Genomic DNA, 11,786 nt, shown 5'->3' on the forward strand with positions numbered 1-11,786 from the left:
AGCTCACGGGTGACCTCGGTGGGAGTCATCTGGCCGTGCTCGTCCAGGACCGGAACGGTCTCCTTGAAGACGCCCTGACCCGTCAGGCGGAGGACGTCGCAGACCGGCTTGTCCGCGGCCAGGTACTCACAGAACTCGCTGATGCCACCATCGAAACGGAACGACTCCTCACCCTTGCTGCCCCCCTCGCCCAGGCCGTACTCGTCCCGGACGACGATGGTCAGGCCCGGCACCAGGAACGCGGTCTGACGCGCGCGCTGGTGCAGGTTCTCCAGGGAGAGCTTCGCGTCCTTGAGGAAGATCTGCCGGTCCGCCCAGTACCGCACACGCGTGCCGGTGCGCGACTTGGGGATCTTCTTGGCCTTGCGTAGACCGCCCGTGGCCTCGAACTTCGCGTCCCCGCCGTTGCCCGCGAAGGCACCCGGAACACCTCGCCGGAAGCTGATCGCGTGGGTGTGACCGGCGCGGTCGACCTCGACGTCAAGGCGGGCGGAGAGCGCGTTCACCACGGAGGCGCCGACACCGTGCAGGCCGCCGGAGGCCGCGTAGGAGCCCCCGCCGAACTTACCGCCGGCGTGCAGCTTGGTCATGACGACCTCGACGCCCGAGAGGCCCGTCTTGGGCTCGACGTCCACGGGGATGCCACGGCCGTTGTCCCGGACCTCCACCGAGCCGTCGTCGTGGAGGATCACCTCGATGTGGTCGCAGTAACCGCCGAGGGCCTCGTCCACGGAGTTGTCGATGATCTCCCACAGGCAGTGCATCAGGCCACGGCTGTCGGTCGAGCCGATGTACATGCCAGGGCGCTTGCGCACAGCTTCGAGGCCCTCGAGGACGAGCAGGTGCCGCGCGGTGTAGTTGGAACCGTCCCGGTCTGCTCCTGCCAGCAGCGCTGTGGACGGCACGGACGTCTCGGCGGTCACGCGGTTCGCTCCTCGCTGAATTTCAGGTGGGCCCCACTTGGGTAAGGGCCCGGCTTCGGTCGCCGCTCAGAGGGTACCGAGGCCTGGTAGAGCCGTTGTACCGCCACCCTCGTCTTGAACTCAGACTAGTCCAGACTCGCATACGCGTTCGATCCCTCGTTGGAGTGAAGCACACATCACGTTCCCTTCGAGGCATGAACCATTTAGGCTCCGGGCACGTCCTCATGAACAACCGGCAAGCCAGCCGGGAGGACGGATACCGACCGAACACTGACAGCGCGAACCCGTAAGCACACAAGAAACGCAATACGGCACATTCGCCGCCAACCGGCAGCAGACAGCCGCCCCGGGAAAGATTTTTTCCAGGAGAAGCCACGAGCGGGAACGTTTTCGGGCTGGTTGGATGTTGACCCTGGTACGACAGCTCGTCGAGCTAGAGAAGAGGCGACGTGACTACTGTTCTGACCCCCGCGAGCCCGTTGACGGCCGCCGATCGCTGCGACCGCTGCGGCGCCCAGGCATACCTGCGCGTCGTCCTGCTCAGCGGCGGAGAACTGCTCTTCTGCGCCCACCACGGCCGCAAGTTCGAGCCGGAACTCAAGAAGATCGCCGCTGAGATACAGGACGAGACGGAGCGGCTGACGTCCGTTCCCGCAAACGCGTCCGAAGAAGAACGCTGACATCTCGCACACACGACGAGCCAGCCCCGGCACAGGCCGGTGAACGGGCGGCCCCTCCCGACCGACGGGAGAGGCCGCCCGTACTGGTTCACCCATCGGCTCTGGGCCCGCCTGCCCTGGTTGGCGCCGTCCCAGAAGACCCACAGGGCCCACGGGGCCCTCAGACGCCCTCCTGCGGCCCCCGAACGCCGCTCTGCGGGTTCACCCACCCCAGCGCCCGCATGATGTCGGAGACCCGCGTATACACGCCGGGGCTGCCCGGTCTCCCGCAGCCGTTCCCCCAGGACACCAGTCCGATCAGTCGTCCCTGGGCAACCAGGGGGCCGCCGCTGTCCCCCTGACAGGCGTCAGGGCCGCCCTCGGCCTCACCGGCGCACACCATGGAGTCCGACCGGTACTTGCCGTCGGGCCCACCGGGATAGGCCCGGGTACAGAGGGCATCGGCCAGCACGCGCACGCGTGCGGCGTGCAAGTGCCGGGTGTAGTCACCGGCGCCGGTCGTGTCACCCCACCCGTAGACCAAGGCGTCGGTCTCCGGGGTGTACGCCGGGTCGCCACCGGCCGCCATGGGCACGACAGAGCTCTGCGGCAGGGTCTCGGCCAGGGTGAGCACAGCGAAGTCCCCGGCGTTGCTGACCTTGTCATAGCCGGGGTTGACCCACATGTCGCGCACGGCGATCTCCTCACCCACGCTCGACTGCAGGTCCGTACGACCGGCGATGACCTTGAGGTCGCGCGTCTTGTCCGGCGGCGTCCCCAGAACCTCCTCGGCGAGGCAGTGGGCCGCGGTCAGCACCGTGGTCCGCCCGACCACCACCCCGCCGCAGAACTGCCCCGCCCGCGTACCCCCGAACCGGTCACGGCTGGCCAGCGCCACCGTCCACGGACTCTCGGACACGTCTACGGGAAAGCCCCCCACGACAACGCTGTCGGCCGCCGCAGGAGCCGCGTCGGCCAACGGTATGGCGGCGGTGACGGCCGCCAGGAACAGCGGCCGGATCAACACTCGGACACAGGGCCGGCGCATAGGGGCTCCTCACTCTGGGTGGGATCAGGACACCCAGAGTCATCCAGAGCGCCACGGCGCGCAGCGCGAAGGCCCGGTCGTCCCCGCGCGGGGACGACCGGGCCTTCGATGGAGCGAGTGACCTAGTCGAGGTAGTCGCGCAGCACCTGCGAACGCGACGGGTGGCGCAGCTTCGACATGGTCTTGGACTCGATCTGGCGGATGCGCTCGCGCGTCACGCCGTACACCTTGCCGATCTCGTCGAGGGTCTTCGGCTGACCGTCGGTGAGACCGAAGCGCATCGAGACGACACCGGCCTCGCGCTCGGACAGGGTGTCGAGCACCGAGTGCAGCTGCTCCTGCAGGAGCGTGAAGCTGACCGCGTCGGCCGGGACGACGGCCTCGGAGTCCTCGATGAGGTCACCGAACTCGCTGTCGCCGTCCTCGCCCAGCGGGGTGTGCAGCGAGATGGGCTCGCGGCCGTACTTCTGGACCTCGATGACCTTCTCCGGGGTCATGTCGAGCTCCTTGGCCAGCTCCTCCGGGGTGGGCTCGCGGCCCAGGTCCTGGAGCATCTGGCGCTGCACGCGCGCGAGCTTGTTGATGACCTCGACCATGTGCACCGGGATACGGATGGTGCGGGCCTGGTCGGCCATCGCGCGGGTGATCGCCTGACGGATCCACCAGGTGGCGTACGTGGAGAACTTGTAGCCCTTGGTGTAGTCGAACTTCTCGACGGCGCGGATCAGACCGAGGTTGCCCTCCTGGATGAGGTCCAGGAAGAGCATGCCGCGGCCGGTGTAACGCTTGGCCAGGGAGACCACCAGACGGAGGTTGGCCTCCAGGAGGTGGTTCTTGGCGCGGCGGCCGTCCTCGGCGATGATCTCCAGCTCGCGCTTGAGCTTCGGCGCCAGCTTGTCCGCGTTGGCGAGCTTGTCCTCGGCGAAGAGGCCGGCCTCGATGCGCTTGGCCAGCTCGACCTCCTGCTCGGCGTTGAGCAGGGGGACCTTGCCGATCTGCTTGAGATAGTCCTTGACCGGGTCGGCGGTGGCGCCGGCCGCGGCGACCTGCTGGGCGGGCGCGTCGTCCTCGTCCTCGTCGGAGAGCACGAAGCCCGCGCTCTCGGCACCCTCGGGCTCGTCGGCGACCTTGGTGTCCTCGAGGACCTCTTCCTCGAGGACCTCGGCGTCGTCCTTCTTCGCGGTCGTCTTCTTGGCCGCCGTCTTCTTGGCGGCGACGGTCTTCTTCGCGGCCGCCTTCTTGGCGGTCGTCTTCTTGGCTGCGGCCTTCTTGGCGGGTGCGGCTTCCTCGGCGGGATCGACGGCGGAAGGGTCGGCGGGCGCGGCCGGAGCGGCCGTGGTGGCGGTGGCCTTCCGCGTGGTCACCGTCTTCGCCGCGACCGTCTTGGTGGCGGTGCGCTTGGCCGGACTCTTCGCTGCGACGCTCTTCCGGGTCCGCTTGGGTTCCGCGGCACTGACCATCAGCGTCACACCCTCTTCCTCGAGGATCTGGTTGAGGCTGCGCAGTACGTTCTTCCACTGAGTGGCCGGGATCTGGTCAGCTTCGAAGGCCCGACGCACATCGTCGCCGGCGATCTGCCCCTCAGCCTTTCCCCGCTCAATGAGCGCCATGACAGAGACGGACTCGGCGATCTCCGGCGGGAGCGTACGGGATGTGCTGGCCGACACGAACAACCTCTCGGAACGTTGGAAAACGGCTTCCGGCCCCGTCCAGGACGGACAGGAGCCGACCACCGGCTTGGGGATGGGCCGACGGCGCGGGCGGGGGCCGGGAAGATGCACAGCGCCTTGCATGGCGTCCGTATTCCCTCCGCGGCTGTCACCTCTTAGGTCATCGCGTTGTTCCCACAAGCGTTACGCCCAATCTACGTGGCCCGAGTCACACCCCGTAAACACGCAAAAACGGCCAGACACGGACAGACAAGGTCGCATATGATCACGCCGCCGGACCCGCGGGTTCCCGAAGGATCCGACGCGGTCCGGCGGCTGACGGTTCCCGGGCCCGGCCACACCACGAGAACGCGGCACTCCGATCCCGCCGCCCGACGGAGCGGTCAGTGCTCGCGCGGGGCGGGCACCACGCGCTCGACCTCGGGATGGACGGTGAGCAGTTGGCGCACGGCCGCCTCAGCCGCCACGCCGTCCCCGGTACCCAGCGCGTCGACGATCCGCGCGTGGTGGGCGACCGACGCCTCGTTCGGCCGCTCGCAGCCGGTGACGGGGCCGCCGGAAACCTGCAGGGCGGCCGACACGATGCCGTAGAGGTGCTCCAGCATGCGGTTGCCCGCGATCTGGATGAGCAGCGCGTGGAACTCGGCATCGGCGCGGGAGAAGGTGAGCGCGTCGCCCTGCGTCATGGCGTGACTCATGATCTCGACCATGTCGGAGAGGCGCTGCTGGACGTCCTCGCGCCCGTGCCCTGCGGCCAGGCGCGCCGCGAGCGGCTCGATCGTCCAGCGCAGCTCGCTCAGCTCCCGTCGCTGGTCGTCCCGCTGCGGCCCGAAGGCGCGCCACTCGATGACGTCGGGGTCGAGGAGGTTCCAGTCGCTGACGGGGCGCACGCGCGTGCCGACGTTCGGGCGGGCACTGACCAGCCCCTTGGCCTCCAGGACGCGGAGGGACTCACGGACGACGGTGCGGGAGACCTCGAAGCGCTGGCCGATCTCCTCGGGCACCAGCGGGCGGTCCGCGCCGAGATCGCCCGAGACGATCATCTGACCCAGCTGCTGCACGAGCTGGCCGTGCAGTCCGCGGCCGCGGCTGCCCGCGGCACGTCGGCCCACACGCCCCAGTTCGGGGTCCGCGCCCTCCCAGACGGGCGCTCCCACGCGGTCGACGGCGGACGTCTCGGCGTAGGGGTAGCGGTCGAGTTCGCCCGGACCGGACAGACCTGAGTCGGCGGAGCGGGCGGCGGTCATCATGGTGTGCGCAAGGGTACTCACGGATCCTTTGTCGGCGCCGTTTCCAACTCCCTTGAGGGCTTTGGTGAAAAGCACACGAAAGGGTGATCGCTTACCCCGTCGCACTTGACGCCTTATCGGAAAGAAATGGGCTTTCTGTGGGGAGTTGTGCGCATGACGGGGTCAGGCAAGTACGGACAGTAGTCAGCGGAGCCTGCTCCTCAGGGTCGTGAGCAGATACGCGCAGAGCAGGGCGGTCAGCGACAACGTCAGGGCGCCGCCGACGGGTTGGGCGATGACCCGGGCCGCGGCGACCAGGTAGCGCTCGCCGCCGAAGGGCCACTGCAACAGGAAGACCTGATGCATGCGCAGCGGGAAGTCCGCCGCCATCCGCACGGCGGGTCCCTCCAGTGCCTTCTCCACGAGGGGTACGACCACGACCGGCACGGCGACCACCGCGGCGAGCCCGGCCGTGGTGGACCGGAAGACTCCTGCGGCCAGCACACCGGCCCAGGCGCACCCGATCACGAGCCCGAACCAACTCGCGCCGAGCGAGAGCCAGTCGGCGGGAACCTTCGCGAGTTCCTGTCCGTAGACGACGTAGAGCACCTCGGCGTCGCAGCCCACGGTGAGGAAGGCCAGCAACCCCGCCGTGGCACCGGAGACGAGGAGTTTCGCGGTCAGCAGCCCCAGCCTGCGGGGCACGGTGCCGCGGTCGGCCGCCAGGGCGGGATGGCGGAACTCGTCACCAAAGGCCAGCGCGCCGAGCAGCGCCGCGCCGAGCGCCGCGGGCGGCAGGGGCAGCTCCAGCGGCCATGCGGCGAACAGGCGCGCCTGTGAGGTGTGACCGAGGCGCGCGAGCAGCACGGCGGCGAGCGCGGACACCAGGAGCACGGCTCCGCAGGTGAGGAAACCCGTGCCGATGCCGGAGGCGCGACGGAGTTCGTAGCGGAGCGGCCGGAGGGGGCTGGGGGCGGAGCGTACGGAGATGGGGGGTGGGAGCGGGGACAGGGGGTCGGGGACGGGGTCGGGGACGGCATCCGCGGTGGCGAGCCCGAAGCTGCTCGGGACGGTCCGATCGCCGGCCGGGGCATGCTCGTCGTGCGGCGCGTACGTTTCGGTGCGGGACGGACGACTGGTCACTGCGGCGGTGGAAGCGTCTGCCTGCGCCTGGACGGCCTGGGCCGTGGCGGAGTCCTGAGCGCCATGCGTGGCGGTGGCGGTCGCGACCGTCACCACGGCAGACGGGGCGGGGATCGACGGTGCCGCGTCCGCGGCCGGCGAGTCACCGTCGTGCTGCGACTGCCCTCGAGTCCACAGCGAACCGCCGACCGGGGCCCGGTCCGCCACCGACCGCTCGCGGGCGGCCTGCGCTCGGTCCAGGTCCGAGAACTCGTGGGTGTCCTCCGCTCGCTCCACCGCGGACGCCTCCTCCGCGCCGGAGCGCTCGCCCTTGCGTGGCTGCCCGACAACGGGGTGCCCGTCAACGGCTTTCCGCCGGCTCGCCGACGCCGCTTCGTCCGCGTCGCGAGGTCCGCCGCCCGCCGACGGCCGCGCTCCGGCACCGGGCCCCATGTCCCCCACCTCGTCCGCGAGTTGGTGGACGAGGATCCCATGGCGGAACGCGGTCTCGCCGACCTCGGCGGTCGTACTGCCGTACACGGACAGATGGTTGCCGCCCTCCGGTACGACCTCGACGGAGCGCCGGGCTGTGCGGGCCTCCTTGGCGAGGAGGGCGGCGAGGCGTGGGGCGTGCGGGCTGCGGACGGCGACGCGGGGACGCAGACGGGTGCGGCCGAACTCCGAGGCGTCCTGGTCGGCGAGGAGCCTGCCCCGCTCCAGCGTGACGACGCGGTCGGCGGCGCGAGCGGCCTCCTTGGGGTCGGCCGTGGTGAGCAGGACCGTGCCGCCCTGCTCTGCGTGCGCACGCAGCATGCAGTGCAGCCAGCGACGCTCCCGGACGGACAACCCGTCGGCGGGATCGTCCAGCACGAGCGTGTGCGGGTCGGGCAGCAGGGCGCAGGCCAGGCCGAGCCGACGGTCCACGCCGCGCGAGAGCGTGCCCAGGCGTTCCTCGCGCAGGCTGACGAGCCCGACCGCCTCGAGCACCTCGTCGGCACGCCGGACGGGCACTCCCGCCGCGGCGCAGAGCATGCGCAGATGACCGCGGACCGAGCGTGCCGGGTGCCCGGGTACGTCACCCAGGAGCGCGCCGACCTCACGCGACGGGTGGGCGATGCGGTGCAGGGGCAGTCCCTTGAAGTAGGTGATCCCGCGCCCCGGTTCGAGTTCCAGCATCAGTCTGAGCGTCGTCGTCTTGCCCGCGCCCGGTGTTCCCAGGAGCGCGGTGACACAGCCCGGCCGCGCCTCGAAGGAGACGTCGTCGACGGCAGGCGGGCATCCCTTGCGGGCGTTGCTGGTCAGTCCGATGGCCTGGATCACCCGCAGCAAGATAGCGCGATATGTCCGAATTTTCGGGTACCGCTTCACTGTCGTCGCTCGGCGCCGGAGCGTCAGACCTCGGGGCGCAGCATCGGAGGGTTGAGCAGTGTGGCGCCGCCGGCCCGGAAAAGCTGGGCCGGGCGGCCACCTTGGCGAGTGGTCGTACCGCCGGTCGGAACGAGGAACCCCGGGGTGCCGGTGACCTTGCGGTGGAAGTTGCGGGGGTCGAGCGCGACAGCCCACACCGCCTCGTAGACCCGGCGCAGCTCCCCGACGGTGAACTCGGACGGGCAGAACGCGGTGGCCAGCGACGAGTACTCGATCTTGGACCGCGCCCGCTCCACCCCGTCGGAAAGAATCTGGGCGTGATCGAAGGCGAGAGGTGCCACCGGCTCCCCGGCGCGGCCGTAGCCGCCCTGCTGCAGCAGTTCCTCGACGGGCGCCCAGCGCGCGTTGCTGGCGTCGCCGCCCGCGCGGGGTGCGGGCAGGTCAGGGGCGAGCGCGAGGTGCGCCACGCTGACCACACGCATCCGCGGGTCGCGCTTGGGGTCGCCGTAGGTCGCCAGCTGCTCCAGATGCGCACCGTTGTCCTGGGTCTCCGCGTCCGGGTCGTGGGAGCGCAGCCCGGTCTCCTCGGCGAGTTCGCGCGCCGCGGCCTGTGCCAGGTCCTCGTCCTCCCGCACGAAGCCGCCCGGCAGTGCCCAGCGACCCTGGAACGGCGGCTCGCCCCTGCGCACCGCCAGCGCACACAGGGCGTGACGGCGCACGGTCAGCACGACCAGGTCCACGGTGACGGCGAAGGGCGGGAACGCTGACGGGTCGTAGGGCATGCCGCGATCATAGTCGTCTGCCTGACGATAAACACGCCCTTCGCCGGTCGCATCGGCGTCTGATCCACTTCAGCCCGTTATGCGGCCCGTGATCGGCTCCAGCTGATGTCATCCTTCGTATCATCCGTGGTCACACTCCCGGTTGCAGGGCGTCCGCAGCCTTCTCGACCATGGCCAGGCCCAGTCTGCTGATTCGCATGGAGAAGGGCGCGCCCGCGACCCGCAGTCCGGTCAGGCCGATCTCGCCCAGGGGCGCGCTGAGCATGGGGCGCAGGGTGACCGTGCGGCCGGGCACGTCGGGGCGGATGCCCGCGAGCGCGGCGAGGACCAGCACCCCGGAGGCCGCCCCCGTGGCCGCCGGGCGGCAGGCCGCCGGATGCGGTACGGGCGCGCTGCCGTCGGCTCGCTGCTCCCCGGCGTACATCTCGGGCAGCCGGTGCCCGAAGTGCCCGGCCGCGGCGAGCAGCCCCCGCAGCAGTCCGCCGGCCTCCTTCTCGTAGCCCGCTTCGGCCGGCCCGACGACGGCGAGGCCCGTCTCCTGGACGCGGACGGCTCCGGTCCGGTGGCCGAACGGATTGTGCCCCGCTTCTTGGCGCCCAGCCCACGCAGGCCCCAGCCGGAGTGCATGGCCGGGCCGCCGAGCAGCCGGGCGAGCTGCTCGGTCCGCACCTTGTCGAGCAGACCGGGCGCGAGCTCTCCGGCGCCCAGCAGACCCCTGTTTCAGGAGATGGACGGCGGCGGAGCCGAGGTGCGGAACGGGGCGGCCGTCCGGACCGCGGGCCGCGGCAGGGCGGCCGCCGCCCGGAACCTCCGCCCAGAAGTCCTCGCGGGACGCACTCCGCAGCTCCTGCGCCCACTGCCGCAGCCCGTCGCCGCCCGGTCTGCCGTACGCGTCGAGCAGATCGGCGCCGTGCAGCGCGGCGCGGTGCGCGTGGGTCTGTGTCTCGCAGCCTATGGGCCCACCCGGTTGTGGATCGCGGAGGTAGGGGCCCCCTCGATCGTCCGCAGCCACGTCAGGCAGCGCTCCGCCGTGGGCAGCAGTTCTTCGGGAAGGACAGGGAACGTGCGGCGGCACGGCCCGTCCAGGCGTGTCCGCCCCTCAGGTGAACGGATCGGGGCTCCTCCGCATCACGCCTCCCCTCGGATGAGTCGAGTGGATGGCTGCGCGTCCGGAGGGCCGGGGCGGGGTTCAGGCGGCCGCGCCGGTGCCGGCATAGGTGCCGGGCCACCGGAACGGGCGTCGCTCCCCCGGACCGGGCGATGCCCGCGCCAGCCGGTCGGCGGCGGCCCTTCGCAGCCGTCACAGCCCAGCCCCACCGGGGCGACGCCGGAGCCGGAGCCGTGCGAAGGAGCGGGGACGGGCCGCCGGCAGTCGAATCCAGCCGGTGTTCACATGTCCCCCTCCACGCCGTTGCCCATGGACCGCGTGGCCTCGGGCGCGGTGGCGTCGCGTCGGCCGCGGCTCTTCCCCGCCGCACGCGTGCGCGTGCCGCCCGGCTTCGAAGTGCCGGGGCGGGTGCGGTCCGGGGCAGGGGGACGGGCTCGCCTGCCCTGCGCCGTGCGTGCCGGGCGCGGGTGGGCCTCGGGGCGCTCGCCGGAGCGGGAGCGGTGGCGTCGGTCGCCGCCGCTCTCCGGCACGTCCTGGCCGGTCGCGGCGGCGTCCGTCTGCGTGATGTCCTCGGCCGTGTCGTCCGGCCGGGCACGTCCCGCGCGTTCCGCGCGCAGGCAGCGGCGGATCGATTCCGGGTCCAGGCCCTCGTTGCATGCCTGGTGCAGGAGGCGGGCGAAGAGGTAGTCGGGGTCCGCGCCCAGCGCCATGGCCAGGGCTTCACGGGCCTCGAGCTCGTCGCCGGCGGACCAGGCGACCCAGCCGGCCAGGGTGAGGGGTGCGGCGGCGTGTTCCCCGTACGGTCCCACGCAGCGGCGGGCCAGGGCGCGCCACAGACGCAGGGCCGGGCCGGCCTCCTCGCCCTCCATCCATGCGGCGGCGCGGTCGCGGGTCGTGCGGTCCTGCAGGCCGAGAATGAGCGTCGCGGCCTCGTCGTGACCGATCAGTTCGTCGTCGCGGCGGTCCTCCTGGAGTGCGCCGGACACGGAAGGAGCCGCCGCGAACCGGCCGATGATCCGCTCGGCCAGCCCGAGGGTTTCCTCCGCCACGTCCGCACGGCTCGCGTCGTCGAGGATCCGGGGCACCAGATCCATGCCGGCGGCGTCCAGGGCGATCTCCTGCTCCAGCGCGGCGGCGGTCTCCCAGGGCAGCAGCCTGGCATGCACCTCGCGGAGTGTGCCGCGCACCTGGATGCCGGCATAGGTGGCCGCAGCCGCCAGCACCGAGGTGCCGGGCAGGCCCATCGGCGTGCCCTCGGCCGGGCAGCAGCCCTCGTGCGGGCAGCAGTACGACCAGAAGCGGCCGCCGGAGACGCACAGCGCCTCGATCACCGGTACGTCGAGGCGGCCGCACTCGGTGCGCAGCAGCTGGGCAAGCGGACGCAGTCGCCGCATGACCGCGTCGCCCGGCTCGCCCTTCAGCGGTTCCTGGCAGACGTAGGCCACCATCTGCTCCGGGCGCGCGCCCCGGCGTTCGCTGCCGGTCACGAGACCGTGGGCCAACTGCCGGGCGGCCGCGGCCCAGTCGTCCGGGTTCGCCGGGATGCCGAGCCGGGCCCGCCCGCCGAGCCGGCCGCGGCCGTCGCGGTCGTGGAGGGCTACCAGGACGATGCTGTCCTCGGGGCGGTACCCGAGCAGGTAGGGCAGGGCGTCGGCCAGCTCGGCCGGGGAGCGCAGGGTGACCTGGCCGTCGTGTGCGATGGGTGCGTTCGGTGCGCCGGGTGCGGCGACGTCACCGTTTTCGGCGGGTCCGGTCGTTTCGCTGTGGTTCGTCATGCGCCGACGATCTCGCGGATCCCGAAATTCCGCTTGCGCCTGTGGATAACTCCGAGCAGGGACACGCCAAGCGCCATCGCTTCCCGTTCCGGGCGCCGCGGC

8 protein-coding genes and 1 pseudogene are annotated in these 11,786 nt (G+C 71.5%); 1 reads left to right on the forward strand and 8 read right to left on the reverse strand.

Annotated features, from left to right (window positions below; translation table 11 throughout):
• Nucleotides 1-923: ATP-binding protein (locus tag ACH45E_RS41690; RefSeq protein WP_361454616.1), on the reverse strand; the 923-nt coding region annotated here is incomplete at its 3' end.
• 449 nt (nt 924-1,372) lie between these two features.
• Here ACH45E_RS41690 and ACH45E_RS41695 point away from each other — a divergent pair.
• A complete protein-coding gene (locus ACH45E_RS41695; RefSeq protein WP_141357618.1) occupies nt 1,373-1,603 on the forward strand; it encodes a hypothetical protein in 231 nt (76 codons plus the stop codon).
• A gap of 160 nt (nt 1,604-1,763) precedes the next feature.
• On the opposite strand, the gene ACH45E_RS41700 is transcribed toward ACH45E_RS41695, so the two are convergent.
• The 7 genes and pseudogenes from ACH45E_RS41700 to ACH45E_RS41730 all read right to left on the reverse strand — a co-directional run bounded on the left by ACH45E_RS41700 (nt 1,764) and on the right by ACH45E_RS41730 (nt 11,684).
• The gene (locus tag ACH45E_RS41700) at nt 1,764-2,630 is read right to left on the reverse strand and encodes a serine protease (RefSeq protein WP_361454619.1); all 867 of its coding nucleotides are present in this window, start codon (nt 2,628-2,630) and stop codon (nt 1,764-1,766) included.
• A 122-nt stretch (nt 2,631-2,752) separates the two neighbouring features.
• Nucleotides 2,753-4,297, reverse strand: coding sequence for an RNA polymerase sigma factor (locus ACH45E_RS41705; protein ID WP_361454622.1), 1,545 nt, complete (start codon nt 4,295-4,297; stop codon nt 2,753-2,755).
• 386 nt (nt 4,298-4,683) lie between these two features.
• On the reverse strand, nt 4,684-5,571 hold the full coding sequence (locus tag ACH45E_RS41710) for a FadR/GntR family transcriptional regulator (protein ID WP_361454625.1): 888 nt from the start codon (nt 5,569-5,571) through the stop codon (nt 4,684-4,686).
• Nucleotides 5,572-5,733: 162 nt separating this feature from the next.
• Entirely contained in the window at nt 5,734-7,971 is a 2,238-nt protein-coding gene (locus tag ACH45E_RS41715) for an ABC transporter ATP-binding protein (RefSeq protein ID WP_361454628.1), read from the reverse strand.
• 71 nt (nt 7,972-8,042) lie between these two features.
• Complete coding sequence (locus ACH45E_RS41720) at nt 8,043-8,801, reverse strand: NUDIX hydrolase (RefSeq protein ID WP_361454631.1); 759 nt, start codon at nt 8,799-8,801, stop codon at nt 8,043-8,045.
• Between the two features lie 130 nt (nt 8,802-8,931).
• Nucleotides 8,932-9,848, reverse strand: a pseudogene (locus ACH45E_RS41725) (glycogen debranching protein); the annotation flags it as partial.
• 342 nt (nt 9,849-10,190) lie between these two features.
• Nucleotides 10,191-11,684: a DUF4192 family protein gene (locus ACH45E_RS41730; RefSeq protein ID WP_361454634.1), complete on the reverse strand. Its 1,494-nt coding sequence runs from the start codon at nt 11,682-11,684 to the stop codon at nt 10,191-10,193.
• Between the last annotated feature and the right edge of the window lie 102 nt (nt 11,685-11,786).

The organism is Streptomyces sp. NPDC020299 (assembly GCF_044387825.1).
Classification (GTDB): Bacteria; Actinomycetota; Actinomycetes; order Streptomycetales; family Streptomycetaceae; genus Streptomyces.